This is a genomic window from Methylobacterium sp. TK26, assembly GCF_055361565.1.
This window is the reverse complement of the sequence record NZ_CM143965.1, coordinates 2,473,183-2,498,300: the sequence shown is the minus strand read 5'-3', so window position 1 is coordinate 2,498,300 and position 25,118 is coordinate 2,473,183. Positions and strand designations below refer to the sequence as shown.

The 25,118-nt window shown below is 69.4% G+C and carries 25 protein-coding genes; 14 read left to right on the top strand and 11 right to left on the bottom strand.

Annotated features, from left to right (window positions below; translation table 11 throughout):
* Positions 1-1,434, bottom strand: a complete 1,434-nt coding sequence (locus ACXJ1Y_RS12010; RefSeq protein WP_463846499.1) for an NAD-dependent succinate-semialdehyde dehydrogenase — start codon at positions 1,432-1,434, stop codon at positions 1-3.
* 117 nt (positions 1,435-1,551) lie between these two features.
* Positions 1,552-2,349, bottom strand: coding sequence for a class II glutamine amidotransferase (locus ACXJ1Y_RS12005; protein WP_463850099.1), 798 nt, complete (start codon positions 2,347-2,349; stop codon positions 1,552-1,554).
* Positions 2,350-2,674: 325 nt separating this feature from the next.
* Between ACXJ1Y_RS12005 and ACXJ1Y_RS12000 the strand changes: the two genes are divergently transcribed.
* Positions 2,675-3,070: a response regulator gene (locus tag ACXJ1Y_RS12000; protein ID WP_463846498.1), complete on the top strand. Its 396-nt coding sequence runs from the start codon at positions 2,675-2,677 to the stop codon at positions 3,068-3,070.
* Between the two features lie 103 nt (positions 3,071-3,173).
* Here the strand turns inward: ACXJ1Y_RS12000 and rpsU are convergent, their stop codons facing one another.
* Positions 3,174-3,500 (bottom strand): 30S ribosomal protein S21, encoded by a 327-nt coding sequence (gene rpsU / locus ACXJ1Y_RS11995; RefSeq protein WP_243955433.1) that lies wholly within the window; start codon positions 3,498-3,500, stop codon positions 3,174-3,176.
* 250 nt (positions 3,501-3,750) lie between these two features.
* Between rpsU and ACXJ1Y_RS11990 the strand changes: the two genes are divergently transcribed.
* Positions 3,751-4,797 carry a threonine aldolase family protein gene (locus ACXJ1Y_RS11990; protein ID WP_463846497.1) on the top strand — a complete coding sequence of 349 codons (1,047 nt, stop codon included), beginning with the start codon at positions 3,751-3,753 and terminating at the stop codon, positions 4,795-4,797.
* A 7-nt stretch (positions 4,798-4,804) separates the two neighbouring features.
* On the opposite strand, the gene ACXJ1Y_RS11985 is transcribed toward ACXJ1Y_RS11990, so the two are convergent.
* Both ACXJ1Y_RS11985 and ACXJ1Y_RS11980 read right to left on the bottom strand, forming a co-directional pair.
* The gene (locus ACXJ1Y_RS11985; RefSeq protein WP_463846496.1) at positions 4,805-5,977 is read right to left on the bottom strand and encodes a DUF1501 domain-containing protein; all 1,173 of its coding nucleotides are present in this window, start codon (positions 5,975-5,977) and stop codon (positions 4,805-4,807) included.
* The gene (locus tag ACXJ1Y_RS11980) at positions 5,974-7,485 is read right to left on the bottom strand and encodes a DUF1800 domain-containing protein (RefSeq protein WP_463846495.1); all 1,512 of its coding nucleotides are present in this window, start codon (positions 7,483-7,485) and stop codon (positions 5,974-5,976) included. The genes ACXJ1Y_RS11985 and ACXJ1Y_RS11980 overlap by 4 nt, the downstream gene beginning before the upstream one ends.
* A 177-nt stretch (positions 7,486-7,662) precedes the next feature.
* On the opposite strand from ACXJ1Y_RS11980, the gene ACXJ1Y_RS11975 reads away from it, so the two are divergent.
* Complete coding sequence (locus ACXJ1Y_RS11975) at positions 7,663-9,276, top strand: peptide chain release factor 3 (RefSeq protein WP_463846494.1); 1,614 nt, start codon at positions 7,663-7,665, stop codon at positions 9,274-9,276.
* A 13-nt stretch (positions 9,277-9,289) separates the two neighbouring features.
* Here ACXJ1Y_RS11975 and ACXJ1Y_RS11970 read toward each other — a convergent pair whose 3' ends face one another.
* Together ACXJ1Y_RS11970 and ACXJ1Y_RS11965 are read right to left on the bottom strand one after the other, a co-directional pair.
* Positions 9,290-9,751: a response regulator gene (locus ACXJ1Y_RS11970; protein WP_463846493.1), complete on the bottom strand. Its 462-nt coding sequence runs from the start codon at positions 9,749-9,751 to the stop codon at positions 9,290-9,292.
* A 6-nt stretch (positions 9,752-9,757) separates the two neighbouring features.
* Positions 9,758-10,225, bottom strand: coding sequence for a BLUF domain-containing protein (locus ACXJ1Y_RS11965; RefSeq protein WP_463846492.1), 468 nt, complete (start codon positions 10,223-10,225; stop codon positions 9,758-9,760).
* 298 nt (positions 10,226-10,523) lie between these two features.
* On the opposite strand from ACXJ1Y_RS11965, the gene ACXJ1Y_RS11960 reads away from it, so the two are divergent.
* The 5 genes from ACXJ1Y_RS11960 to ACXJ1Y_RS11940 all read left to right on the top strand — a co-directional run bounded on the left by ACXJ1Y_RS11960 (position 10,524) and on the right by ACXJ1Y_RS11940 (position 16,120).
* Positions 10,524-11,909 (top strand): flagellar hook protein FlgE, encoded by a 1,386-nt coding sequence (locus tag ACXJ1Y_RS11960; protein ID WP_463846491.1) that lies wholly within the window; start codon positions 10,524-10,526, stop codon positions 11,907-11,909.
* Positions 11,910-11,947: 38 nt separating this feature from the next.
* On the top strand, positions 11,948-13,816 hold the full coding sequence (gene flgK, locus ACXJ1Y_RS11955; RefSeq protein ID WP_463846490.1) for a flagellar hook-associated protein FlgK: 1,869 nt from the start codon (positions 11,948-11,950) through the stop codon (positions 13,814-13,816).
* On the top strand, positions 13,816-15,387 hold the full coding sequence (locus ACXJ1Y_RS11950; protein ID WP_463846489.1) for a flagellin: 1,572 nt from the start codon (positions 13,816-13,818) through the stop codon (positions 15,385-15,387). Before flgK ends, ACXJ1Y_RS11950 begins: the two co-directional genes overlap by 1 nt.
* A 158-nt stretch (positions 15,388-15,545) precedes the next feature.
* Complete coding sequence (locus ACXJ1Y_RS11945) at positions 15,546-15,806, top strand: hypothetical protein (RefSeq protein ID WP_463846488.1); 261 nt, start codon at positions 15,546-15,548, stop codon at positions 15,804-15,806.
* Entirely contained in the window at positions 15,806-16,120 is a 315-nt protein-coding gene (locus ACXJ1Y_RS11940) for a hypothetical protein (RefSeq protein ID WP_463846487.1), read from the top strand. Before ACXJ1Y_RS11945 ends, ACXJ1Y_RS11940 begins: the two co-directional genes overlap by 1 nt.
* 4 nt (positions 16,121-16,124) lie before the next feature.
* Here ACXJ1Y_RS11940 and ACXJ1Y_RS11935 read toward each other — a convergent pair whose 3' ends face one another.
* The 3 genes from ACXJ1Y_RS11935 to ACXJ1Y_RS11925 are packed head-to-tail and all read right to left on the bottom strand — an operon-like array spanning position 16,125 to position 18,021.
* Positions 16,125-16,598: a hypothetical protein gene (locus ACXJ1Y_RS11935; RefSeq protein WP_463846486.1), complete on the bottom strand. Its 474-nt coding sequence runs from the start codon at positions 16,596-16,598 to the stop codon at positions 16,125-16,127.
* On the bottom strand, positions 16,585-16,941 hold the full coding sequence (locus ACXJ1Y_RS11930; protein ID WP_463846485.1) for a rod-binding protein: 357 nt from the start codon (positions 16,939-16,941) through the stop codon (positions 16,585-16,587). Before ACXJ1Y_RS11930 ends, ACXJ1Y_RS11935 begins: the two co-directional genes overlap by 14 nt.
* A 12-nt stretch (positions 16,942-16,953) precedes the next feature.
* A complete protein-coding gene (locus ACXJ1Y_RS11925; protein ID WP_243955868.1) occupies positions 16,954-18,021 on the bottom strand; it encodes a flagellar basal body P-ring protein FlgI in 1,068 nt (355 codons plus the stop codon).
* A 284-nt stretch (positions 18,022-18,305) separates the two neighbouring features.
* Here ACXJ1Y_RS11925 and ACXJ1Y_RS11920 point away from each other — a divergent pair, with 284 nt between their 5' ends.
* Positions 18,306-18,731: a flagellar assembly protein FliX gene (locus ACXJ1Y_RS11920; protein ID WP_463846484.1), complete on the top strand. Its 426-nt coding sequence runs from the start codon at positions 18,306-18,308 to the stop codon at positions 18,729-18,731.
* A gap of 7 nt (positions 18,732-18,738) precedes the next feature.
* Here ACXJ1Y_RS11920 and ACXJ1Y_RS11915 read toward each other — a convergent pair whose 3' ends face one another.
* Positions 18,739-20,229 carry a helicase HerA domain-containing protein gene (locus tag ACXJ1Y_RS11915; RefSeq protein ID WP_463846483.1) on the bottom strand — a complete coding sequence of 497 codons (1,491 nt, stop codon included), beginning with the start codon at positions 20,227-20,229 and terminating at the stop codon, positions 18,739-18,741.
* A 135-nt stretch (positions 20,230-20,364) separates the two neighbouring features.
* Here ACXJ1Y_RS11915 and ACXJ1Y_RS11910 point away from each other — a divergent pair, with 135 nt between their 5' ends.
* The 5 genes from ACXJ1Y_RS11910 to dksA all read left to right on the top strand — a co-directional run bounded on the left by ACXJ1Y_RS11910 (position 20,365) and on the right by dksA (position 25,066).
* Positions 20,365-21,630 carry an Hsp70 family protein gene (locus ACXJ1Y_RS11910; protein ID WP_463846482.1) on the top strand — a complete coding sequence of 422 codons (1,266 nt, stop codon included), beginning with the start codon at positions 20,365-20,367 and terminating at the stop codon, positions 21,628-21,630.
* A gap of 202 nt (positions 21,631-21,832) precedes the next feature.
* The gene (locus ACXJ1Y_RS11905; protein ID WP_243955460.1) at positions 21,833-21,997 is read left to right on the top strand and encodes a Flp family type IVb pilin; all 165 of its coding nucleotides are present in this window, start codon (positions 21,833-21,835) and stop codon (positions 21,995-21,997) included.
* Positions 21,998-22,097: 100 nt separating this feature from the next.
* Positions 22,098-23,471 (top strand): MBOAT family O-acyltransferase, encoded by a 1,374-nt coding sequence (locus ACXJ1Y_RS11900; RefSeq protein WP_463846481.1) that lies wholly within the window; start codon positions 22,098-22,100, stop codon positions 23,469-23,471.
* A 2-nt stretch (positions 23,472-23,473) separates the two neighbouring features.
* Complete coding sequence (locus ACXJ1Y_RS11895) at positions 23,474-24,490, top strand: hypothetical protein (RefSeq protein WP_463846480.1); 1,017 nt, start codon at positions 23,474-23,476, stop codon at positions 24,488-24,490.
* A 156-nt stretch (positions 24,491-24,646) separates the two neighbouring features.
* Positions 24,647-25,066, top strand: coding sequence for an RNA polymerase-binding protein DksA (gene dksA / locus ACXJ1Y_RS11890; RefSeq protein WP_463846479.1), 420 nt, complete (start codon positions 24,647-24,649; stop codon positions 25,064-25,066).
* Positions 25,067-25,118: the final 52 nt, after the last annotated feature.

Genomic DNA, 25,118 nt, shown 5'->3' with positions numbered 1-25,118 from the left:
TCAGAAGTTGGCCTGCGTGACGAACTTCGTCACGAGGTAGGCGTCCAGCGCCTCCGGCCCGCCCTCGCTGCCGTAGCCCGAATCCTTCACGCCGCCGAAGGGCACCTCCGGCAGGGCGAGGCCGTGGTGGTTGATGGAGATCATGCCGCTCTCCACCTGATTCATCACCCGCGCCGACCGCTCCACCGAGCGGGTGTAGGCGTAGGCGGCGAGGCCGTAGGGCAGGCGGTTCGCCTCGGCGAAGGCCTCGTCGTCGTCCGAGAAGCGGTTGATGATCGCGACGGGCCCGAAGGGCTCCTCGTTCATCAGCCGCGACGACAGCGGCACCTCGGTGAAGACCGTCGGCTCGAAGAAGTTGCCCCGGTTGCCGATGCGCTTGCCGCCCGTGCGCAGGGTGGCCCCGGCCGCTTCGGCGTCGGCGGTCAGGGATTCGATGGCATCGAGCCGGCGGCTGTGGATCAGCGGCCCCATCTTGGTCTCGGGGTCGAGCCCATCGCCCACCTTCACGCCTTTCGCGAAGTCGCTGAAGCCCTGGACGAACCGGTCGAACACCGAATCGTGGACGAGGAAGCGCGTCGGCGACACGCAGACTTGGCCCGCGTTGCGGAACTTCGACGGTGCCAGGACCGAGACCGCCTTCTCCACGTCGGCATCGCCGAACACGATGGCCGGGGCGTGCCCGCCGAGCTCCATCGTCGCGCGCTTCATGTGCTCGCCGGCCAAGGCCGCGAGCTTCTTGCCCACCACGGTCGAGCCGGTGAACGAGATCTTGCGGATCACGGGGTGCGGGATGAGATAGGCCGAGATCTCGCCCGGATCGCCGTAGACGAGGGACAGGGCGTCGCCGGGAATGCCGGCATCGAGAAAGGCGCGGACCAGTTCGGCGCAGCTCGCCGGGGTGTCCTCCGGCCCCTTCAGGATCACGGTGCAGCCGGTGCAGAGCGCCGCCGAGATCTTGCGCACCGCCTGGTTGATCGGGAAGTTCCAGGGCGTGAAGCACGCGACGGGGCCGACAGGCTCCTTCACCACCGCCTGCAGCACGCCGTCGGCGCGGGCGGGGATCACGCGGCCGTAGGCGCGCTTCCCCTCCTCGGCGAACCAATCGATGATGTCGGCGGCGGCCAGGGTCTCGACCTTCGCCTCGGCCAGGGGCTTGCCCTGCTCCATCGTCATCACGCGGGCGATGGCATCGGCGCGCTCGCGCAGGAGATCGGCCGCCTTGCGCATGCGCTTGCAGCGCTCGAACGGGGCGACGGAGCGCCATTGCGGGAAGGCGCGGGCGGCGGCTTCCAGGGCCTCGTCGAGGTCAGCCGTCGTGGCGACCGCACAATGTCCGATGGTCTCGCCCGTCGCCGGGTTGAGCACGGGCAGGGTCCGGCTCTCCGCGCCGGAGCGCCAGCGCCCGGCAATGTGCAGGTCGGTGTTCGGATACATGTCTCGCTCCCGGGACGGCCGCCGATTCACGGCCGATCACCATGCCGGATTTCGGCACGGGGGAGGGCTGTCGGCAATCCCGAAAACGAGATCGCAGCCCCGCCCAGGACGTGACCCTCAGGCGGCGCGCTTGGCGGCGGCGACCGGCTTGGCCGGGGGCGTGACCGCAACGGGGCTGCCCCTGCGGGCCTGGAGCGTCGCGCCCTTCGGCACGACCTGCCAGCCTTCGCGGCACCCGTCGATGGGCTCGGAGACGACCACGAGACCGCCGGGCCCTTCGCGGAAGTAGAGGCTCGGCGGACGGCCGTCGGAGGCCCAGCGATAGGCGGTCAACGCCTCGCCGTCCGTCACCACGGCGGTGAAGCGCAGGGCCTCGGTCACGTTGGCGGCCTGCATCAGGCCCCGGATCGTCTCGACGGTGCGCGCCATGGCGCCGACCGGATCCTCGGCGAGGCCGTTCGCCAGGGCGAGGAGGAAGATCGCCTCGGAATCGGTGCTGCCCCGGCGGCTGTCGTACAATTCGTCCGGGATCAGTGCTTCGAGCCGGCGCTTGATGCGGCAATACCCGCCGATCTGACCGTTGTGCATGAACAGGTGCCGGCCATGGGCGAAGGGATGGCAGTTCGCCCGCGCGGTCGCCGTGCCGGTAGCGGCGCGGACATGGGCGAAGAAGGTGCGCGCCCGAACCTGCCCGCAGAGGTTGACGAGGTTCTCGTCGGACCACGCAGGTGAGATGTCGCGATAGACGCCCGGTTCCGCGCGTTCGCCGTACCAGCCGATGCCGAAGCCGTCCCCGTTGGTCTCGGTCTTTCCTTCGTCGGCGTGCAGGGACTGATGCACGAGCGAGTGCGTCGGCGCGCAGACGAGGTCGGAGAGAAAGACCGGCTCACCGCTATAGGCGAGGAAGCGGCACATGATCGGACCTAGTTCCTCAGACGCGAAATGGCGGGGGATCCGCTCGGACGCGGCCCCGGCCTGAACGCCGGGATGCGTCATATAAGTGTAAACGTCGCGCCGGTTCGGTGAACAGTTTCTTAACCGCCGCCGCCCTGCGCATAATTGAGGCGTCACGCCTGCGTGCGCGGCGAGCTGACCGCTGGGCAGGCATGAGCCACGCTTCTGCGACTCTTGTAGGCGGCTTCATGGCGGGCCAGCATGGCCGAATCGGGGAATCACTTGCGCGCGTCGGCATCTTGCCCCCGCAAGAGGCATTGCCCCCCTTTTAGGACAGGAGCCTTCGATGGACTGCGCACGCACCGAGAGTCACGCCCCCGTCGCCCTCGTCGTGGAGGACGATGCGGCGATCCGAGACCTCGCGACGGCGGTCCTTGAGGAAACCGATCTTGGCGTCATCGCCTGCGAGAGCGCGGAGGACGCCCTCTCCGTCCTGGAGCGGGACGACGTGACCGTCGCGCTGCTCTTCGCCGACATCCGCCTGCCCGGCAAGATGGACGGCGTCACCCTCGCCAAGGCGGTCGAGCGGCGCTGGCCCGACGTGCGGGTGATCGTCACCTCCGGTGCCAAGCAGGACGTGACCCTGCCGCGCGGCGCCGTGTTCATGCAGAAGCCGTGGCGCGCCCTTGACGTGCTTGTCCAGGCCGAGCGCGCCACGCTGGAAACGAAGAAGGCGGCCTGACGCCGCCTCCTCTACGCCAAACGGAAAAGGCCCGGACCGTCGAACGGTCCGGGCCTTTTCCAATTTCGGTCGGTCATCCCGCCATGATGGCGGGAGAGCCGGATCAGGCCGCCGTGGCGGGCGCGGCGTTGGCAGCCGAGAACTGGTTGTTCTGCTGCGGCGTGGCGGCGGGCAGGCCGGGACGACGGCCGGCGCCGGCAACCCGGGGCTTCGGCTTCGGAGCGGCGATCAGCCCCTCGCGGATCGCGGTCTTGCGGGCCTGCTTGCGGGCGCGGCGGACGGCCTCGGCCTTCTCGCGGGCGCGGCGCACGGACGGCTTCTCGTAAGCCTTGCGCTGCTTCATCTCGCGGAAGATGCCCTCGCGTTGCATCTTCTTCTTGAGGACGCGGAGCGCCTGGTCGACGTTGTTATCGCGGACGAGTACCTGCAACGGAAAAGATCCTTTGGCCTAAGTCTGTGGAACGCGCGACCAGTCGCCGATGCGTAAACCGACAAAGTCCCTCGGCCGGATCGAACCGGGGAGGGATGCACGGATCGGTCTACGAATCGGCACGTGGAACGCGCCTTGGCGGGGCTTCTACACCAAGCGCCGCCGAGTTCCAAGACACGCGCGTAGGGTTCGCGCCTGACATGCGAGGGCGATTTGGCCTTCGCGCGCCGGGAGATGCTATGCTCTGGCCATGACGCACGACCAATCGCAGCAATTCGCCAGCGACAACTACTCCGGCATCTGCCCGGAGGCCTGGGCCGCGATGGAGGCCGCCAATTCCGGCCATGCCCCGGCCTACGGCGAGGATGCCTGGACCGTCCGTGCGGCGGACGCCTTCCGCGCCCTGTTCGAGACGCCCTGCGAGGTGTTCTTCGCCTTCAACGGCACCGCCGCCAACGCCCTCGCTTTGGCCTCCCTGTGCCAATCCTACCACAGCGTCATCTGCGTGGACTCGGCCCATGTCGAGACCGACGAGTGCGGCGCGCCGGAGTTCTTCTCCAACGGCTCGAAGCTGCTCACCGTCCGCACCGAGGGAGGCAAGCTGACGCCGCAGGCGATCCGCGGGCTCGCCACAAACCGCAGCGACATCCACTTCCCCCGGCCGCGCGTGGTGACGATCACCCAGCCGACCGAGACGGGCCAGGTCTATTCGCTGCGCGAGATCGGCGCCCTGTCGGATGAGTGCCGCCGGCTCGGCCTCGCCCTCCACATGGACGGGTCGCGCTTCGCCAACGCCTGCGCCAGCCTCGGCTGCAGCCCCGCCGACATGACGTGGCGGGCGGGCGTCGATGTGCTGTGCTTCGGCGGCACGAAGAACGGCATGCATGCCGGCGAGGCGGTGGTGTTCTTCGACGCCAAGCTCGCGGAGGATTTCGGCTACCGCTGCAAGCAGGCGGGCCAGCTCGCCTCGAAGATGCGCTTCCTCGCCGCCCCCTGGGTCGGAATGCTGGAAAGCGGCGCGTGGCTGCGCAACGGCGCCCACGGCAATGCCTGCGCGACGCGCTTCGCGGAAGCCGTGGCGGGTCTGCCCGGCGTGCGCGCCCTGTTCCCCGTGGAGGCGAACGCGGTGTTCCTCAGCCTGCCGCCGGCCATGGCGGAGAGGCTGCGGGCGCGGGGCTGGCGCTTCTACACCTTCATCGGCGGTGGCGCCCGCTTCATGTTCGGCTGGGACGCGCAGGACCAGCGCGTCGATGCGCTGATCGCCGACCTGCGGTCGCTGGCTGCGGTTGCGGCCTGACGCCGGCTCAGATCAGCGCGAGATTCGCCGGGTCGTTGCCGGGGAAGATTCGTCGCAGGGCGTTCTGGTCGAGGCCGTAGAGGCGCCCGAGCAGGCCCGAAAGCAGCGAGCGGTAATCGGTCAGCACCGGCCAGTCGCGGTTCTGGAACAGATGGGCCTCGTCGGCGCGGACCTGCGGGCCGGCGATCCGCCCGCCGCGCACTCCGCCGCCGAGCACCCAATAGACCGAGCCGTGGCCGTGATCGGTGCCGCGCGAGCCGTTCTCGCGGAAGGTGCGGCCGAATTCCGAGACCACCACCACCACCGTGTCTGACCAGCCCGGCCCGATCTCCTCCACGAATCCGGCGATGCCCCGGCCGAGTTCGCCCATGCGCTCGGCGAGGTAGCCCTTGGCCCCGCCCTGGTTCACGTGTGTGTCCCAGCCGCCGACATCCACGAAGCCGAGATTGAACGTGTCGCGCATCAGGCGGCCGATCCGCCGGGCGGAGAGTTCGAAGCCGCGCGGCGAGGTTGCCCCGCGATCCGCTTGGTCGGCGTGGTTCGAGATCGATTGGTAGACCTCGTCGCGGACGCGGAAGCCTTCGGAGACGGCACCGGCCAGGGGCGTGTCCCGGTACATCGCGGCGATGAGTTTGGCCTGCCTGTCGTCGATGCCCGGCTTGCCGATTCCGGTGATGGCCATGTTCGGCACCGGCTCTCCGCCCCCCCGGAAGATCAGCGGCAATTGCTCGGTGAAGGCGATGGGCCGCACGCGGGTCAGCTCGGCCGCGAGCCGCGCCATGAAGCCGGAATTGTAGTCGCGCGAGGCGCCGACCGTCTGGCCGAGTTCGATCGTGTCCTGCGTCTCGAAATGGCTGCGGGTCAGGTCGTCGGTGCCCGCGAAGGGCACGAAGGCCGCCTGTCCCTTGGCGTAGAGCGGCAGGATCGTATCGCGCAGCGCCGGGTGCAGGCCCCAATCGCCGTCGAGGGCGAGCGCGTCCTGCCGCGAGACAGCGAGGTTCGGCCTCACGCGGTAGTAGAAGTCGCTGCCGGTCGGGATCACGACGTTGGCCGCGTCGTAGGCGCCGCGCAGGAACACGACGAGGAGCCGCGCATCCGCCTTGGGCGCAGCCCAGACGCGGCCGGCGATGGTGGAGAGGCCGAGGCCGGCGCCGAGGCCGAGGAGATCGCGACGGTTCATCGGGCGAATTCCGGTGAGGCGAGGTAGAGCGTGTTCCAGTCCTGCGGCGAGATCGCCTGCGCCAGGGCCGCGCGGGTCGCCGTGCCGAGGTTGGCTTCGAGGGTGGTGAAGAACAGGCCGTTGGCGAGGAGTGGGAAGGCCGGCGCGTCGGGTTCGTCGCCGGAGGCCGGCTTGAACAGGCCCGCCGGGCCGGAGCCGATCTGCCGCGCCACCTCGAACCGGGCGGACATCTGCCCCGGCCCCATCCAGGCCGCCGGATCAATCGGGTAGCCATCCGGGGTGGTGCGGGCCAACAAACCCTCACCGAGGCGGTTCAGCCAGCCGATGACCGGGCCGGTGTTGAGGATCACGCGGCCGTCATAGGCCATGCGCAGGGCCGAGAGGACGTAGCGCATCGGGTCCTTGAACCCGCCGTCCCGCGTGGCGGCGAAGGCCGGGCTGTGGACCAGGGCGTCGATCACGGCGGCGATGTCGCCGTCCGTGCGGGTGAAGACCGCCGCGAGGGTCGCCGCCAGGGCGTCGTCGGGGGCGCGGCCGAGATAGTAGGTGGCCAGCGCCCGGGTGACGTTGCGCGCCGTTGCGGGGGAGCGGGCGATGAGGTCGAGGGCTTCCTCGACCTCGCCGAAGCCACGGCCCGCGATCGTATGTCCGAGGAAGAGCTTGTCGCCGTAATCGTGCCGGTTCGGATTGAAGACGAACAGCCCCTCGCGCAGCAGATCGGCCCGGTGCTCCGGCTTCACCTTGATCTCGTCGCGGTTGGGGGCGATGCCGACGCCCGTGAGGATCCGCGCCAGGGCCTCGACATCGGCTTGCGTGTAGCCGGAGCCGACGCCCATCGTGTGCAGTTCCATGATCTCGCGGGCGTAGTTCTCGTTGATATGGCCCGCTGCGTTGTCGGTGTTGTCGAGGTAGCGCAGCATCGCCGGGTGGCGCAGCGTGGCCTCCAGCAGGTCGCGGAAGCGGCCCAGCGCGTGGGGGCGGATGGCGGTGTCGATGTAATCGCCGACCCAGATCCGCACCGGCCCCTTGGCCTGATGCACGTTGAACCGGTTGAACCAGAACCACGTCAGGCGCTCGCGCAGCTGGTCCGGCGCGTAGAGGGCGCGCAGGATCGCGGCGGAGGTGGAATGCCGGGCATCGGCGTTCAGGAGCGCTTGGTGATACTGGCGCGCACTCTTGCGCGCGTCCGGGTCGGGCTCGGATTCGGCGGCCTGCCTGAAGGCGAAGAGGGTGAGCGTGTGCTCGTAGAGCCCGTCCCTCGGCCCGTCGTTGACGACGCCCTGCACGGCGGCGGGAAGCGGCGAGACGGCCGGCGGATGGAGTTGTTCCTTCAGCCACGCCTCGCGGCCCTTGGCGCGCAGCTCGGCGAAGGAGGTCGGCGAGACGCCCCAGGTGAGGGCGTCGAGGAAGGCGGCATCCTCGATTGCCGAGGGCGCGGCCGATAGCGGCGAGGCGGCGAGCCAGAGCGCGGCGCCGGCCAGAATCGATGTCCAGGCGGGTCGCATCATCGGTCCGGGTCCTTTCCACGCCCGTCGGTGCCGGGGACCGTGACGGTGGCGCCGGAGAATGTCCGCGATGTGTCGCGAAGTTTGCGTTGCGTTGCAGCCGCGACGGGCGCCCTTGGCCGGTTGCGGCGCTCGGGGTACACCCGGCGCAAACCGCACCCGCGCGACGAAGACCTTCCCATGTTGATGCAGACACGAACCGAGGCGCCTCCGGCCGATCCGGTGGCCCGGCGGCGGACCTTCGCCATCATCTCCCACCCGGATGCGGGCAAGACGACGCTCACCGAAAAGCTGCTGCTGTTCGGGGGCGCGATCCAGCTCGCCGGCGAGGTGAAGGCCAAGCGCAACCGCGTTTCCACCCGCTCGGACTGGATGGGCATCGAGAAGGAGCGCGGCATCTCCGTCGTCACCTCGGTGATGACGTTCGAGTACGGCGATTGCGTCTTCAACCTCCTCGACACGCCGGGCCACGAGGACTTCTCGGAAGACACTTACCGGACCCTCACCGCCGTCGACTCGGCCGTGATGGTGATCGACGCCGCCAAGGGCATTGAGGCGCGGACGCGCAAGCTCTTCGAGGTCTGCCGCCTGCGCGACATCCCGATCGTCACCTTCGTCAACAAGCTCGACCGCGAATCACGCGATCCGTTCGACCTGCTGGACGAGATCGAGAAGACGCTTGCCCTCGATGCGGCCCCGGTGACGTGGCCCATCGGCTCCGGCCGCAACTTCTCCGGCACTTACGAACTCGGCATGAACCGGGTCCGGCGCCTCGACGCCGCCGACGACGCCGGCACCGTGCCGGTCTCGGGGCCGGACGACGCGCTGTTCGATGAGCTTCTGACCGAGAACGGCGCCGCCGATGCATGGCGCGAGGAAGTGGAACTCGCCCAGGGCGGCCTGAAGTCGTTCGACCTCGACGCCTTCCGCGAGGGCCACCTGACGCCGGTCTTCTTCGGCTCGGCGCTGCGCAATTTCGGCGTGCGCGACCTGATCGACGGCCTCGCCAAGGTCGCCCCGGCCCCGCGCGGCCAGGATGCCGACAAGCGCCGGGTGGAGCCCACCGAGGCGCGGATGACCGGCTTCGTGTTCAAGATCCAGGCGAACATGGACCCGAACCACCGGGACCGCATCGCCTTCATGCGGGTGTGCTCGGGCAAGCTGAACCGGGGGATGAAGGCCAAGCTGGTGCGCACCGGCAAGCCGATCTCGCTCTCGGCGCCGCAATTCTTCTTCGCGCAGGACCGCGCCATCGCGGACGAGGCCTTTGCCGGCGACGTGGTCGGCATCCCGAACCATGGCACCCTGCGCATCGGCGACACCCTCACCGAGGGCGAGGAGATCGTGTTCCGGGGCGTCCCGAGCTTCGCTCCGGAAATCCTGCGCCGGATCAAGCTCACCGACGCCATGAAGGCCAAGAAGCTGAAGGAGGCGCTTCAGCAGATGGGCGAGGAGGGCGTGGTTCAGGTCTTCGTGCCCCACGACGGCAGCCAGGCCATCGTCGGCGTGGTCGGCGCCCTGCAGCTCGACGTGCTCAAGGAGCGCTTGCAGGCGGAATACGGCCTGCCCGTCGATTACGAGACCTCGCGCTTCACCGTCTGCCGCTGGGTGTCGTCGGACTCGGAGGTCGCCCTCGACAAGTTCCTCGACAGCCACGGCTCGGCCATGGCCAGCGACCTCGACGGGGCGCCGGTCTTCATGGCCTCCACCGCCTTTTCGCTGCGGTACGAGGAGGAGCGCTACCCGGACGTGCGCTTCACCGACGTGAAGGATTACCAGAAGCGGGCGGAGTGAGAGGCCGCGCCGCCTAGTACTTCCCGAGCATCGGGAATTCCTGCGAGAGGGTCGATTGCGTCGCGATCGGCGCCTCGCGCTTGCGCGGCTTCCGGTTGATGACGTTCTTCAGCTTCGTCTTCAGGACGGCGATGTCGAACGGCTTCAGGATGAACGCGTCCGCCCCGGCCTGGTGGGCGAGGTTGATGTCCTCGAACTCGAAGGACGACTCGGTCAGGATGAAGGGCGTGTTCATCAGGTTGTCGTCGCCGCGGATCTCCCGCAGCAGCGTCAGCCCGTCCATCGGCTCCATGTCGAGGTCCGAGATGACGAGGGCGTAGCGGCGGGTCCGCAGCTTTTCCATCGCCTCGGGACCGTTCGTCACGCCGTCAACGTCGGGGAAGCCGATGCGCGACAGCAGCATCACCACGAGGCGAAGGAGCTTCTCCTGGTCGTCCACGACGAGGATCGGCGGGTGTTCGATGGGCTCGCTCATGGAACCTCAGACGAAAAGATGATCGATGCCCTGGCGGGTCATCGCGTCGGCCTGGAGCGCCATCGCCAGACTCAGGATTGCGGACGGTTTGGGCGTTCCGCGTTGAAACATGGGCAGCAGGTTGGCCTTGGCGAAGAGATTGTCGTTCGGCGCTCCGCGTTGAGCGCACTTGAACGAATGGACGAATTCGCGCTTGGCGATTTCGCGCCACTCGCAAATCTGGACCTCCCGATGCCGCTGGTCGGCGTTGATGCGTTCGAAGGTCTCCTGCACCGAGGTGCGTTCGCCCTCCACGATCTGCGCGGCGAAGTTGGCCTCGATGATCAGGAAGCTCGTGATCACCGCGAACTCGTTCTTCTTCTGCGCGACCCGGGTGATGTCGTCGATCTGAGCCGAACGCTTGGCCAGATCGGCCGACAGGGTGAGCCGCGAGAAGTAGATGATGTGGACGAGGCTCGTCCGCTTGGCCCGCATATCCCGCTGTCCGCATCCCCGACCGGCCGCGACTCGACCCGAAGCCGGCACCTCGCGGGATGATCGCTGAGGTAAAATAACGTGCCGTAAACGCCGGGCGATAAAGCAGTCTTCTCCCGCTGCGGATTCGACTCTGGACCCTGCAGATTTTGCCGGCCCGGCCGCGACTGCTCGGCGCCGGATGCCGGGTTGGCCGGACGCTCTAGAAAAAGATCGAGCGATTGCAATGGCTTAGTCTTGGCACGGGGGTTGCTGCGGGGAGCCGTTGCGTTGGCCCTCGTGCCGGGAACCATGTGCCATGGATATCTTTTCCGCGTTGCAGACCTCGGTCTCTGGTCTCCAGGCGCAGTCCTACGCGATCAGTAACATTTCCGGGAACATCGCGAATTCTCAGACCACCGGCTACAAGCGCGTCGACACCAGCTTCATCGACCTGATGGCGGAGCAGACCTCCAAGCGCGAGGTCGCGGGCACCGTGCTGGCGCAGGCGCAGCTCACCAACACGATCCAGGGGAACGTGATCTCCTCGCAGGTGGCGACGAACATGGCCATCAACGGCCAGGGCTTCTTCACCGTGCTCCAGAAGACCGGCGACGCCAACGGGCAGGCGAGCTTCGGCAGCCAGACGCTCTATACCCGCCGCGGCGACTTCGCGCCGGACAAGGACGGCTACCTCGTCAACGGCGCGGGCGATTACCTCACCGGCCAGAACATCGACCCGGCCACGGGCCAGTCCACGAGCAACGGCCTCATCAAGATCGGGAACTCGACCCTGCCGGCCAAGGCGACGACGACGATCTCCTACAGCGCCAACCTGCCGGCCTCGCCGACCACCGCGAACTCCACGACCTCCGGCTCGGATCTCTACACGCCGGCCGACCCGGCCTCGGTCCTGTTGAGCTCAACCGGCACGGCCACGCAGATCGCGAGCGGCGACGCCGCCAACTTCGTCGGCAGCAGCATCGCCGGGCCGGCGGTGACGGGCTACACCTCCACCGGCGCCCCGGTCACGGTCACGACCCGTTGGGCCAAGGTCCAGGATTCCAACACCGTCACGAACCCGGCCACCCCGTCCGTCTGGAACCTCTATTACCAGTCGGACACGACGGCCTCGGCCTCGAAGAGCGCGTGGACCAATGCCGGCTCGGCCTTCACCTTCGATTCGGCGGGGCAGCTGACCAGCCCGACGGGCGGCAGCATCAACATTCCGAACCTGACCGTCAGCGGCACCAACCTCGGCAACGTCTCCCTGAATTACGGGCAGACCGGCCTGACGCAGTACGCCGACGCCTCCGGCTCCGCCACGACCAACACCCTGACCCAGGACGGGTACACCTCCGGCACGCTGTCCAGCGTGGCAGTGACCGCCGACGGCAAGATCAACGGTACCTTCTCCAACGGGTCGGTGGTGGGCCTCGCCTCGGTGGGCTTCGCGCGGTTCACGAATCCCGACGGCCTGAAGCCCGACACCAACGGCCACTACTCCCAGACGGTGGATTCCGGCTCGCCCCTCGCCGGCCTCGCCGGCAGCACCATCGTCGGGGAGAGCACCGAACAGTCCAATACGGACATTGCGTCGGAATTCTCAAAGATGATCGTAACCCAGCAGGCGTACTCTGCGAACACGCGGGTCATGTCGACCGCGCAGACGATGATGAGCGACCTCCTGAACGTGATCCGGTGATCGGACCCACTCTCGTCTCGTAGGAAAGGGCCACGCCCGTGAGCATGGACGCGCTCTGGACCGCTACGGCGGGCCTCAAGGCGACCCAGGCGGCGATCAGCGTCGTCTCGCAGAACGTCGCCAATGCCGGCACGGCCGGCTACGTCCGGCGGACCATCGACACCGTGTCGACGGCGCCGGGCAATACCGGCGTGGCCTCCGGCGCGGTGACGCGCAGCTTCGACGCCGCCGCCCTGAAGCAGCTGCGCTCCGAGACCGCCGGGGCGGCCTACACCGCCACGCGCTCCAGCATCACGACCCAACTCGACAAGCTCTACGGCACGCCGGGCACGTCGAGCGCCCTCGACGGCGTGTTCAACACCTTCACCCAATCGGTGCAGGAACTCTCCGCGAGCCCGACCTCGGCCGCCGCCCGCAGCACCGTGCTCAGCAACGCCGCGACGCTGGCGAGCCAGATCAACGGCGCCGCCTCCACGGTGCAGAATCTGCGCACCGGCATCGAGGCGCAACTCGGCACCGACACGGCCATGGCCAGTTCGCTGCTGAAGAACATCGCGGCGCTGAACTCCAAGATCCAGAACACCACCGACGCGTCGTCCAAGGCCGACCTTCAGGACCAGCGCGATCAGGCGATCAACAGCCTGTCGAGCTACATGGACCTCAACACGGTCGATCAGCGCGACGGCACCGTCACCGTGCTCACCGGGTCGGGCGTCACGCTCGTGGACCGCAGCAACGCCGCGACCCTCAGCTTCGACGGGCATGGCACGCTGAACGCTGCGTCCAGCTACTCGACCGATGCGTCGAAGCGCACCGTCGGCACCATCACCGCCACGACGCCCGGCGGCGGGCAGATCGATCTCGGCGCCCCCGGCGCCCTGCGCTCGGGTTCGCTCGCCGCCGGGCTCGAACTGCGCGACACGACCCTGCCGCAGGCGCAGCGCCAGCTGGACGACCTCGCCGCCGGCATGGCGACCTCGCTCACCAACAAGACCGTCACGTCCACGACGAACCCGGCCCAGGTCAACCTGTCGGGCATCCAGGCCGGCAACACGCTGACGATCCCCGTGACCTTCACGGATGGCAGCGTGCGCAACGTGACGCTCGTGGCCGCCAACGGCGCCAGCAAGGCCGTCGAACCGTCGCTGACGACGGACGCCACGAGCTTCGCGCGGACCTTCGACATCTCGTCGGGCACCGACCTTCAGACCTCGATCAACGCCGCCCTCTCCGCCATGAGCGCGGATGCGACGAAGGCGGGCTACAAGAACGTTCCGTCGATCACGGCGACCGTCACGGGCACGACGGTGAGCCTCGCCGGCGGCGCCAACACGACCATCGGTGGCGCGACGGCAAGCATCACCCAGCCGAAGGGCGTTTCGGACTTCGCCAGCGGCTACCCGCAGATCGCCCTGTTCACCGACGGCGCCAGCGCCCTCTACACGGGCAGCGTGGATTCCAGCCCGCAGATCACCGGGTTCGCCCAGCGGATCGCGGTGAACACGAACCTCACCAACAATTCCGCCTACCTGACGGCGTCCGGCCCCAGCGACCTCACCGCCTCCGGGACGCGGGCGCAGGCGCTGTTCACCTCGCTGACCGTGACGCCGCAGACCTTCTCCTCCGCAAGCGGGATCGGCGGCGTCACGGCGCCCTACTCGTCGTCCGTGTCGCAATTCGCGCAGGACATCATCTCCGCGCAGGGCGCCGCCGCCAGCGCGGCCACGTCCCTCGACAACACGCAGCAGGTGGCGCTCTCCACTGCGCAGAGCCGCTTCTCCGCATCCGCCGGGGTGAACATCGACTCCGAGATGTCGAACCTCATCGCCCTTCAGACGGCCTATGGCGCGAACGCCCGTGTGCTCACGGCCGCCCGCGACATGCTCAACCAGCTGCTGCAGATCTGATGACAACCATCGCGCCTTTCGCGGCCGGCAGCTACATCGCCAACCGCAACACCTCACAGCTCCTGAATCTGAAGTCGCAGCTGAGCGACCTCACGAACCAGCTGAGCAGCGGCCTCACCGCGCAGAGCTACGGCGGCCTCGGCAGCGGACGCACCGCCGCGCTCTCGGCGCAGGCCTCGATCAGCGCCCTGAACGGCTACAGCGCGGTGATCGACACCGCGCAGACCCGCGCCAAGCTCGGCACGACCAGCCTCACGCAGGTCGCGACGGTGGCGGCCGACACCAACACGACCCTGCAGAACGGCCTGCAGAGCACCTCGACCGACACGCAGGCGGCAAAATCGACCGCCCTCAACAATCTCAACGCCGCGCTCGACGCCCTCAACCAGTCGGACGGCAGCGTCTACCTGTTCGGCGGCAAGAACGGGTCCACCCCGCCGGTCCTCGATGCCAGCACGATCCTCTACGGGACGAGCAACGCCAACGGGACGGTCGATGGCCTCTCGACCATCGTCAACGAGCAGGTCGCCGCCGATCTCGGCCCCAATCAGGATGGCCACCTCGCATCGAGCGTGGCGGGCAGCGTCGTCTCGCTGAGCGAGGGGGCCAGCTCACGCTCGGCGGCACCGAACGGACCCTTCGGCTTTTCCGTCGGCGGCGCCGTGGCGAGCAACACCGCCTCGATCACCTTCGCGCAGAACGCGACGGCCGGCACCTCCTCGCTGACCGTGGCGAGCCAGCCCGCCTCCGGCGACACGGTGACGGTGACGCTCACCCTGCCGGACAAGTCGACCACCTCGATCACCCTGACCGCGTCGTCATCCGCCACGACGTCGGGTGCGAACACCTTCGCCATCGGGGCGAACACCGACGCCACCGCCTCGAACCTGAAGGCCGCCCTCGCCAGCGCCATCGGCGGCGCGGCCACGACGACGCTCTCGGCCAGCGCCACGGCGCGGGCCTCCACGAACTTCTTCGCCGCCTCCACCGATGCCGGCACGACGCCCCGGCGGATCTACACCGATCCGTCCACGGGCGGGCCGACCTACGCCTACCCGACCACCACGCCCGCCACGGCGGTGAAGCAATCCGTGGTCTGGTATCAGGGCGAGAGCGGCACCGACGCCACCGCCCGCGCGTCGCAATCCTTCCAGATCGGCTCCAGCTCCACGGTGCAGCTCGGCGCGCGGGCGAACGAGACGCCGATCCAGAACGTGCTCGCGGGTCTCGCCACGATCGCCCTCGGGATGCCGACCGGCAGCACGGCGAGCAACGCGCAAGCCTATCAGGCGGTGGTCAATCAAGCGACGCCGCTGCTGGCGGCCAACGCCACCGGCCAGAGCGTTCAGGACATGGTCACGGACTTCAGCCTCGCCTCGGCGCGGATGTCGAACGCCAAGACCGCCAACGCCGCCCAGCAGAGCACCCTGCAGGACACGGTGGACGGCATCGAGCAGGCCTCGACCGAAGAGGTGGCCACGAAGCTCCTCGATCTGCAGACACGCTTGCAGGCAAGCTACCAGATCACGTCCTCGCTCTCGAAGTTGTCATTGGTCAATTACATCTCGTAGCGCTTCACCGGGCCGCCGGACGACGATGAAACTTCACACTGTCGCCGTTTTTGAGGCGTGTCTGACGCCCGCGAACGGCCCGCGCGACGCTTGGGCCTGCCGAACCAGCCTCTCCTCCGGCGTGACGCCGTGAACGACCGCAAGTGATCGGGTGTCGGATGACGTCTCGCGAGCCTGTCGAAGAGATCCGCCGCCTCGGGGCCGCCAATGCGATCGGGGCCATCGTGCTCGCCGAGCAGGTCGTCGACACCCATGTCGCCGGCTTCGCGAACAGGGCCGAGCGATCGCTCGCCCTCGACGCCCTGTTCCGCGATCTCGCCCGGCTGCGCCGCCGGGAGCCGGACCTCGACGGGTTCATCACCGAGATCGAAGGCTACCTCGACACGCTCCACCGCGACCTCGTCGGGCTCGCGGCCTGATGCACCGGGCGCTGCTGGCTCTCGCCGCCCTGCTCGTCGGCGGCGCGGGCGCCGACGCCCTCGACCTCGATCTGGCGAAGATCGCGCCGACCATGGAGGCCTGTCCCGGCCGGCCGGGCTTCGTGCGGATGCCGGGCGCTCCGAATTGCACCCGCCTGTCGGGCCGGGTCGCGGCGGGCGTCGATGCGCGGGCCGGCGCGGGCGGGGTTGCGACGCGGCCGGTCGCTGCCGGACGCATCGCCATCGACAACAGGGCGGACACCGATTTCGGCGAGGTCCGCACCTATGTCCGCGTCGGCAACGGCCGGCGCTGATCTCTTAGAGCGAGCGCGACACCACCAGAGGGCCGCTGCGCGCGCCGCGTCCGTAGGGGGAGGGCGCCGTCCGCGCGGCGCCGTAGCCGGCGGGTGCCCGCGACTTGGCGATGTCGTCCGCCAGCGAGCGGATCAGCCCTTCGCAGACCGTCCGGGCCGTGGCGAGCACGGCCTGGTTCGCCTCGACGGCGGCGGTGAAGGTCTTGTGCGCCTCGCGCAGGGTGGTGACGCCCTGCGGATAGAGCCGCGCCATCGCCACGGCGTTCGCCTTGGCCGCCTCCAGCCCACGCATGTAGGCGGCAGCGAGCTCCGTCTTCGGCTCGGCAGCCACGACGCCGGCCTTCAGGCGACCGGCGCGGATATGCGCCGCTTCCTCGTCCAGCACGGACTTCAGGGCATTCATGTTCGCGAGGATGCCCGCGACCAGCGCCTCGGCGCCGGCCCGGTCCACCAGTCGCAACGGTTCAGGCGCCGACATTGGTCGCCCCCTGCATCTTCATCATCTCGCGGAACACCGAATCGGCGATACCCACGCCGCCACTCTGCACGATCTTGTTGGCGTATTCCTTCGTGAGCATCGACCGGTAGACGCCGCCGCCCGTGCCGTTCTCGCCGAGCGGCCCGTCCGTGCCATCCGACTGTGTCATGCGGTCGAGGCTGTTCTCCAGGAACATCTTCTCGAAGTCGGTGGCGGTCTTCTTGACCTTCGTGGCGTTGGCCGGGCTCACATTCGTCGAGGCCGTCTTCTCGGCGACGCTCCCCGAGATGGACTTCGCGACCCCGATGGCGGCGCTCGCCGCGATGCTGGCTAGCTGGATCATGGTCTCCCCCCCTCACATGAGTTCGATATCGGCCTGAAGCGCGCCTGCCGACTTGATCGCCTGCAGGATCGAGATCAGGTCGCGCGGGCCGACGCCCAGGGCATTGAGCCCGTCCACGAGGTCGCGCAGGCTGACGCCCTCCTTCACGAGGGCGAGTTTGTTGCCGTCGCCGGTATCGACCTTCACCCCCGTGCGCGGCACCACCGCCGTCTGGCCGTTGGAGAACGGCGCGGGCTGGCTCACCTGCGGCTGCTCGGTGATCGTGACCGTCAGGTTGCCCTGGGCGATGGCCACCGTGGAAACCCGTACGTCGCGGCCCATCACGATGATGCCGGAGCGCTCGTCCACTACCACGCGGGCGGCTTGATCCGGCTCGACCTTCAGCTGCTCCACCTCGGTGATCAGCCGCATCATGTTGCCGTGATACTTGCCGGGGATCTGGATCGTGACGGTGGCCGGGTCGGTGGGCTCGGCCGTGTCGGCGCCCATGAAGTCGTTGATCGCGGAGGCGATCCGCTTCGAGGTGGTGAAATCCGGGTTGCGCAGGGACAGGCGCAGGTTGCGCGCGTCGCTCAGCTTGAATGCGATCTCGCGCTCGATATTCGCGCCGTTCGAGATGCGCCCGTTGGTCGGTACGCCGCGGGTGATCTTGGCGGCGTCGCCCTCGGCCGAGAAGCCGGCGATGGCGATGGACCCCTGCGCCAGGGCGTAGACCTCGCCATCGGCGCCGAGCAGGGGCGTGACGAGAAGCGTCCCGCCCTGGAGGGATTTCGCGTCGCCGAGCGAGGAGACGGTCACGTCGATCCGCGTGCCCTGGGCGGCGAAGGGCGGGAGGTTCGCCGTCACCATCACCGCCGCGAGGTTCTGCGTGCGCATCGTGGCGCCGCGCGTGTTCACGCCGAGCCGTTCCAGCATCGCCTGCAGCGACTGCTTGGTGAACGGGATGTTGTTGAGGGTGTCGCCGGTGCCGTTGAGGCCGACGACGATGCCGTAGCCGACGAGCTGGTTCTGGCGCACGCCTTCGATGGAGGCGAGGTCCTTGACCCGCGACAGGGCGAGGGCCGGCACGGCGAAGGCCATCAGCGTCACGAGCGCTGCGGCAATGACCGGGATCAGGCGGGTCGTCGGAAGACGGAGTTGCATGCCGGGTTCGGTGAGGTGGCGGGGCCTGCTCCGATAAGGCCAGCGCCGTGCCAACCGGGCCAAACCCGTAAGTCCCTGTTTCCGCACCGTTTCCGTAGCGGGCCTCCCTGATGGGGCCGGGCCGGTTCTTGCCGACCCGGCAGGTTCTGCCGCCCCGTTTACTGCCGCTTAACCCTGTCGGGCCGAGTGTCGGCTCACCCCTTCCGGCACCGTATGAGATGATGCGCGTCGATTCCCGCCAGCCGATCCGGACGACCGTCGGCGTCTCGGCCGGGCGACGCGACGGGGTGCGGGGCTTCAGCCTCGACGCCACGCCGGACGCGCCCTCCCACACCTCGGCTCCCGCCGGCCCGGCGACCCTCGCCGGACTCGATGCCGTCCTCCTGCTTCAGACCGAGACCGACACCCCGCAGGAGCGCCGCCGCCGCGCCGCCCGCCGGGGCCACGACCTCCTCGACGGGCTCGACCGCCTCAAGGCGTCGATCCTCGGCGGGCGGGTGGGCGCGGGCGAGCTGCGCGCGGTGGCCTCCCGCCTCGCCGAGCGCGCCGGTTCCTCCGGCGACCCGCGCCTCGACGGGCTGATGGCTGAGATCGAGCTTCGCACGGCGGTGGAACTGGCGAAGCTGGAGATGCGGCGCGGGGTGTGAGGCCGCGCTACCCCAATCGCCGCCGCAGCCCGCCGGCCGCCGGTTGCGGGGCGCCGGGGGCGGTTTCCGCGCCGAGATCCGGCACGGCGATGATCGGCGCGCCGCGCAGGTCGCGGCGGGTGACGATGGCGCCGCGCTCTTCGAGGAAAGCGAGCATCCGCCGCGCCCGGCCGCCCGAACTCGTGCCGTAAGCCTCCGCCAGCGCCGCATCCGTCGGGCAGGGCGCGCCCTCGATGGCCGCGCGGGCGACCACGAGGAATAGCCCGGCGAGGTCGTCGGGCAGCCCGGCGGCGATCTCTTGCGCCTTCCCCCAGCCCGAGCCGTCGCTCACCTCGCTCCCGCCCTCGGCCCGCGCCACGGCGAGGCGGCGCTTGAACTCGGGCAGCGACAGGGCCTCTCCCCGGATGCGGCGGATGCGGCAGCGGACGGTGAAGTCCTGGTAGAGGGTCGCGGGCGTGCAGGTGCCCGCATCCGCGTCGGTGATGACGGAGTGCATCACCTCGGCGATGATCGCGTCGCGCTCGGCCGGATCGAGGGCGTCCTCCTCCGGCTCCTCGGAGGGGACCGGCGGACGGTAGGAGGCGAGCTGCGACAGCACGTCCTGCACCGGGGCGGCCTTGGGCTGGCGGCGCACGGGCGGCGCCTCGCCGCGGGGCTCCGGCGTCAGGATCAGGGCGCGGGCATCCTCGATGTCGCTGGGGAGCGGAAGCAGGCCCGGCGCGGCGGCGCGGCTGACCGTCTCCGTCGCCCCCACCGCGATGGTCATCGGGCGGCGGGAGAGGGCGGGCCCGAGCCCCACGAACTGGCCGCGCGGGAGATCGCGGAACGTTTCGGCCTGCCGCCGCTCCATGCCGAGGAGGTCGGCGGCGCGCGCCATGTCGATGTCGAGGAAGGTGCGGCCCATCAGGAAGTTCGAGGCTTCCGCCGCGACGTTCTTGGCGAGCTTGGCGAGGCGCTGGGTCGCGATCACCCCCGCCAGCCCGCGCTTTCGCCCGCGACACATCAGGTTCGTCATGGCGCCGAGCGAGAGGCGGCGCGCCTCGTCCGAGACCTCGCCCGCCGCCGCCGGGGCGAAAAGCTGCGCCTCGTCCACCGCCACCAGCACCGGGTACCAATGCTCGCGGTCGGCATCGAACAACCCGCCGAGGAAGGCGGCGGCGGCGCGCATCTGGCCGTCCGCGTCGAGGTTGTCGAGGGTCAGTACCACGGACACCCGGTGGACGCGGACCCGCGCCGCCACGCGCTGGAGCGTGGCGTCGTCGCCATCCGCCTCCACCACGACATGGCCATAGCGCTCCGCGAGGCTCGCGAAATCGCCCTCCGGGTCGATGATGGCCTGCTGGACGTAGCCCGCGCTCTGTTCGAGCAGCCGGCGCAGCAGGTGCGACTTCCCGGAACCGGAATTGCCCTGCACCAGCAAACGCGTGGCGAGCAGTTCGGTCAGGTCGAGGAGAGCCGGGCGGTCGCCCGTCAGTCCGAGATCGATGTCGCAGCGCATGCCGCCCCTTTATCACGCCTTGTGCCCGAGAGGCGGGTCCGCCATGCGCCTGTCCACGGCTTCGCGCCTGGACCGGCGGCACAGGGCCGGGTAATCGCCACGCCCCACCCCACACGAACCGATCGGATTGCCCCGATGGCGGCCTGCGGCCTCGACTTCGGCACGTCGAACACGACCCTCGGCCACCGCGCGCACGGCGGCCCGGCCCTCCTGCCGCTGGAGGGGAGCCATGTGACGGTGCCGAGCGCGATCTTCTTCGAGCCGCGCCGGGATCCGCTGATCGGCCGCGCGGCGACGGCAGCCTATGTCGCGGGCAAGCCCGGACGGCTGATGCGCGGGCTGAAATCGGTGCTCGGCACGCCGCTCATCGAGGAAGCCACGCCGGTCGGCCGCGAGCGCCTGCGGCTGCGTGACGTCATCGCCCGCTACATCGCCATCGTGAAGGCCCGCGCCGAGGAGCAGGCCGGCACGACGTTCGACGCGGTGGTCCACGGGCGGCCGGTCCATTTCGTGGACGGCGACCCGGAGGGCGACCGCCGGGCGGAGAACGTCCTGCGCGAGATCGCCCGCGAAGTCGGGTTCCGCGACATCGCGTTCCAGTACGAGCCCATCGCCGCCGCCCTCGACTACGAGCGGCAGGTGGAACGGGAAGAGATCGCCCTGATCGCGGATATCGGCGGCGGCACCTCGGACTTCTCCATCGTGCGGCTCTCGCCCGAGCGGCGGCGTCAGGCCGACCGGGCGGCGGACATCCTCGCCAACGACGGCGTGCGCATCGGCGGCACGGATTTCGACCGGCAGCTCAGCCTCGCGACGGTGATGCCGCTCCTGGGCTTCGGCAGCCCGATGAAGCGCGGCGACCTCGACGTGCCGGGGGCCTATTACCACGACCTCGCCACCTGGTCGGCGATCAACCGCCTGTATGACGGGCGCACCCTGCGCGAGATCGACGACGTGCTGCGCGACTGCGCCCGGCCGGACCTCGTCGGGCGCCTGCGCACGGCGGTGGAGGAGGAGCGCGGCCACGCCCTCGCCGGGACGGTGGAAGCCGCCAAGATCGCGGCCTCCGAGACCGGCGATGCCGCCATCGACCTCGGTCCCATCGAGCGCGGCCTTTCGGCCTCCCTCGACCGGAGTGGTCTCGCCACGCAGACGGACGGGCTCGCCCGCGCCGTCGCCGCACGGATCGGCACTTGCCTGCGGCAGGCCAACCTGCCCGCCGAGCGGATCGACGCCCTGTTCCTCACCGGCGGCTCGACGGGGCTGCCTCATCTGCGCGCCGCCCTGGCCGGCTGCCTGCCGGAGGCGCGGATCGTGGCCGGCGACACGTTCGGGTCGGTGGGGCTCGGCCTCACCATCGCGGCCGAGACCCTCGCCGGGCGGTCGCGCGCCGACGCCTAAGCCGTATTGCGGGCAATTCAGTTGCCGGCGATACTTAAAGGCGTGGCACGTTCGCGGGAAATGTCGCGACATAAACCATCTTCGTCGAGATGGCGGAAGACCTGTCGTAAATTCGCCGGGTCACCCCTAATCCCTAGATTGCATTAGTCCTTGCTCAACGATTTGTGATTAGGTTTTGTCCTGTCCAAAGGGGTCAAAGGCCATGCAGAAGATCTTTTCCGCATTCGTGAAGGATGAGGGCGGCGCCACCGCCATCGAGTATGGCATGATCGCCGCGCTGATCGCGGTGGTGATCATCGGGACGCTGCAGGTCATCGGGACCCAGCTGAACGCCAAGTTCGGCTCGATCTCCGCCCAGCTGCAGTAACCTGACCGGCCTGGGGCAGCGCCGCGTGTTGACGTGGCTGCCCCGATTTCCGAAAAGGCGCGCCGCTTAGGGGAGTCAGGCGGCCCGGCCGCGCCGCTGAATGCTATTCAACTCCTACGTCTTCCTGCTTGCCTTTCTGCCCGCCGCCCTCGTGCTGCACGGGCTGGTGGCGCGGGCCGCGCCAAAATGGCGGCTGCCGCTCCTCGTCCTGCTGTCGTTCGTGTTCTACGGATGGTGGGACCTGCGCTTCGTGCCGCTGCTCGGCGGCTCGATCCTCGTCAACTGGCTGGTCGCCCGCGCCTTCGGCCGGCGTTCGCTGGCGTGGCTGATTCCGGCCGCCATCGCCGGCAACCTCGCCCTGCTGGGCCTGTTCAAATACGCGGACTTCCTCGCGGACCTCGCCAACCGGATTCCGGGGCTCGACGCGCCGCGGCTCGGGCTCGCCCTGCCGCTGGGCATCTCGTTCTTCACCTTCCACCACATCATGTACCTCGCGGACCTGCGGGCAGGCCGCGCGCCGTCCTTCGGGCTGGTGAAGTACGCGCTCTACATCTCCTTCTTCCCGCAGGTCCTGGCGGGGCCGCTGGTGCGCTGGTCGGAGATCATGCACCAGTTCGAGGAGCGCCCCTACGCGCGCCCCGACGCCGCCGAGCGGTTCGGGCGAGGGTTGATCCTCCTCGCCGTGGGCCTCGCCAAGAAGGTGTTCCTGGGCGATCCGCTGGCGGCCTACGTCAACCCGGTGTTCCAGGCGGCGGCGCAGGGCAAGGCCATCGCGCTGGGTGAGGCGTGGCAGGCGACCCTCGGCTTCACCTTCCAGATCTATTTCGACTTCTCCGGCTACACCGACATGGCGCTCGGTATCGCGCTGATGTTCGGCCTCGTCCTGCCGCAGAACTTCGACGTGCCCTACCGCGCGACCTCCCTCCAGGATTTCTGGCGGCGCTGGCACATGACCCTGTCGCGCTTCCTGCGCGACTACCTCTACATCCCCCTCGGCGGGAACCGGCACGGGCTGCCTCGTCAGGTCGGGGCGCTGTTCGCCACCATGGCGCTGGGCGGGCTGTGGCACGGCGCCGGCCTCACTTTCCTCGCCTGGGGGGCGCTGCACGGGGCGGGGCTCGGCGCCGGCCTGCTGACCCGTCGCGCCGGCTGGCGCATCCCCGCGCCCCTCGGCTGGCTGATGACCGGCGTGTTCGTCGCCCTGACCTGGGTGCTGTTCCGCGCGACCTCGTTCGACGCGGCGCTCGCCATCTACAGGGGCCTCCTCGGGTTCACCCCCGGCGTCTCCGAGTTCAAATGGCGGGCCATCGCCGTGGCGGGCCTCGTCGCGACCCTCGGGCCGACCGCCTGGAACGCCGTCCACCGCCTGCCGCCCCGGCGCAGCCTCGCCCTGGCCGTCGCGCTGCTGTTCGTGCTCGTCCTGCTCAAGATCGGCGACGACGCGAACTACGAATTCATCTACTTCCAGTTCTGAGGATGGCGGGCGGCCTTCCCACCATCGCGCGGCGCTGGCGCGGGTTCGCCGCGGCCGTGCTGCTCGGCACCGCCGGCCTGCTGGCGGGCTACCTGGCCCTCGCCGTGATCGTCGATCCCTACGAGACGGGGCGGGTGAAGCTTCTGTCGCACGGGGCGATCCGGCCGCAGGGGCCGCGCACCGCCATCGCGTGGCGCGGCCGCGACCCCGCCTTCGAAGGCGCGCTGATCGGCAACTCGCACCTGCAACTGATCGAACCCTCGGTCCTGACCGAGCGGACGGGCATCCCGTTCGTGCAGCTCACGATCCCGGCCACGGGCGCGGCCGAGCATTTCGCCGTGCTCCGCTGGTTTCTGCGCAATCACCCGCAGCCGGCGGCCATCGTGCTCGGCGCCGACGCCTTCTGGTGCGCCGACGACCCCGCCTTCCCGAACCCGAACCCCTTCCCGTTCTGGCTGATCGGCGACTGGCCCGGTTATCTCTCCGGCCTCCTGCGTCTGCCCGCCGCCGAGGAGGTGGCGAGCCGCATCGGCTGGCTGATCTCGGCCAAGCGCCCGAAGGCCCCCGCCGATGGCTGGTGGAATTACGAGCCGGATTACCTTGCCCTCGGCTTCGGGCGCGATCCCGTGCTGATCGCGCGGCTCGACAAGCCCGTCGGCGCGGAGCCGGAGCCGCACCGGGGCGGGCCGTTCCCCATCGCCGAGGCGTTCCGCGCCGCGCTCGCCGCGATCCCGGAGGCGACGCCGGTCGTGCTGCTGATGCCGCCGGTCTACGCGGCCGGCGAGCCCCCCACCGGCTCGCCCCGCGCGAAGGCCGAGGTTGCCTGCCGGGCGACGATCCGCGCGGAACTCGCCCGCCACCGCCTCAGCGCGGTGGTGGATTGGCGGGACGGACGCCCTCAGCTGAGGGACCCGAGCCTGTTCTTGGACCAGACCCATTACCGCCTGCCGGTGGCACGGGAGATCGGCGCTGAGATCGCCAATGCGATCATTCGGTTGCGGGCGAAGGACGCGGAGTGAGGCGCGCGACCGTGGCAACCAAGCCGCACGCAACGACGCAGTGCGGCCGAGGCCGGATGGAACGCCGCCCCCGCGTTGTGGTGGCTTCGAGCCTCGACTATACGGCACTCGAATTATCGCCGCATACCGGCCACCCTATTCGGAAGAGGGCGACGCATGGCGAAGGTGACTCTGGAGGACGGCTACGTTCCGTCCGAGGCCGAGCCCTTCATGAATGAAAGGCAGCGCGAGTATTTCCGTCGCAAGCTACTGAATTGGAAAAGCGAGATCCTGCGCGAAGCCCAGGATACGCTGACGGCGCTGCAGAGCGAGAACGAGAACCACCCCGACCTCGCCGACCGTGCCTCGTCCGAGACCGACCGCTCCATCGAGCTGCGCGCCCGCGACCGGCAGCGCAAGCTGACCGGCAAGATCGACGCTGCCCTGGCGCGTCTCGAAGACGGGTCTTACGGCTATTGCGAAGAGACCGGCGAGCCGATCTCCCTCAAGCGCCTCGACGCGCGGCCCATCGCAACCCTGTCGCTCGAAGCGCAGGAGCGACACGAGCGCCGCGAGCGCGTCTATCGCGACGATTGATCGGCCCTCCGGCGACCCTATCCTCGATGGGCGCGATGGCGCGCCTTTCGGA

Coding starts and splice junctions, on each gene's coding strand:
- ACXJ1Y_RS11935 (WP_463846486.1), bottom strand. CDS start 16,598: ATGTCGGCGCCTGAACCGTTGCGACTGGTGGACCGGGCCGGCGCCGAG.
- ACXJ1Y_RS11980 (WP_463846495.1), bottom strand. CDS start 7,485: ATGATGCGACCCGCCTGGACATCGATTCTGGCCGGCGCCGCGCTCTGG.
- ACXJ1Y_RS11905 (WP_243955460.1), top strand. CDS start 21,833: ATGCAGAAGATCTTTTCCGCATTCGTGAAGGATGAGGGCGGCGCCACC.
- ACXJ1Y_RS12005 (WP_463850099.1), bottom strand. CDS start 2,349: ATGTGCCGCTTCCTCGCCTATAGCGGTGAGCCGGTCTTTCTCTCCGAC.
- ACXJ1Y_RS11970 (WP_463846493.1), bottom strand. CDS start 9,751: ATGAGCGAGCCCATCGAACACCCGCCGATCCTCGTCGTGGACGACCAG.
- ACXJ1Y_RS11910 (WP_463846482.1), top strand. CDS start 20,365: ATGGCGGCCTGCGGCCTCGACTTCGGCACGTCGAACACGACCCTCGGC.
- ACXJ1Y_RS12010 (WP_463846499.1), bottom strand. CDS start 1,434: ATGTATCCGAACACCGACCTGCACATTGCCGGGCGCTGGCGCTCCGGC.
- ACXJ1Y_RS11990 (WP_463846497.1), top strand. CDS start 3,751: ATGACGCACGACCAATCGCAGCAATTCGCCAGCGACAACTACTCCGGC.
- ACXJ1Y_RS11960 (WP_463846491.1), top strand. CDS start 10,524: ATGGATATCTTTTCCGCGTTGCAGACCTCGGTCTCTGGTCTCCAGGCG.
- ACXJ1Y_RS11920 (WP_463846484.1), top strand. CDS start 18,306: ATGCGCGTCGATTCCCGCCAGCCGATCCGGACGACCGTCGGCGTCTCG.
- ACXJ1Y_RS11900 (WP_463846481.1), top strand. CDS start 22,098: ATGCTATTCAACTCCTACGTCTTCCTGCTTGCCTTTCTGCCCGCCGCC.
- ACXJ1Y_RS11965 (WP_463846492.1), bottom strand. CDS start 10,225: ATGCGGGCCAAGCGGACGAGCCTCGTCCACATCATCTACTTCTCGCGG.
- ACXJ1Y_RS11950 (WP_463846489.1), top strand. CDS start 13,816: ATGACAACCATCGCGCCTTTCGCGGCCGGCAGCTACATCGCCAACCGC.
- ACXJ1Y_RS12000 (WP_463846498.1), top strand. CDS start 2,675: ATGGACTGCGCACGCACCGAGAGTCACGCCCCCGTCGCCCTCGTCGTG.
- ACXJ1Y_RS11930 (WP_463846485.1), bottom strand. CDS start 16,941: ATGATCCAGCTAGCCAGCATCGCGGCGAGCGCCGCCATCGGGGTCGCG.
- ACXJ1Y_RS11985 (WP_463846496.1), bottom strand. CDS start 5,977: ATGAACCGTCGCGATCTCCTCGGCCTCGGCGCCGGCCTCGGCCTCTCC.
- ACXJ1Y_RS11895 (WP_463846480.1), top strand. CDS start 23,474: ATGGCGGGCGGCCTTCCCACCATCGCGCGGCGCTGGCGCGGGTTCGCC.
- ACXJ1Y_RS11940 (WP_463846487.1), top strand. CDS start 15,806: ATGCACCGGGCGCTGCTGGCTCTCGCCGCCCTGCTCGTCGGCGGCGCG.
- ACXJ1Y_RS11975 (WP_463846494.1), top strand. CDS start 7,663: ATGTTGATGCAGACACGAACCGAGGCGCCTCCGGCCGATCCGGTGGCC.
- ACXJ1Y_RS11925 (WP_243955868.1), bottom strand. CDS start 18,021: ATGGCCTTCGCCGTGCCGGCCCTCGCCCTGTCGCGGGTCAAGGACCTC.
- ACXJ1Y_RS11945 (WP_463846488.1), top strand. CDS start 15,546: ATGACGTCTCGCGAGCCTGTCGAAGAGATCCGCCGCCTCGGGGCCGCC.
- ACXJ1Y_RS11915 (WP_463846483.1), bottom strand. CDS start 20,229: ATGCGCTGCGACATCGATCTCGGACTGACGGGCGACCGCCCGGCTCTC.
- dksA (WP_463846479.1), top strand. CDS start 24,647: ATGGCGAAGGTGACTCTGGAGGACGGCTACGTTCCGTCCGAGGCCGAG.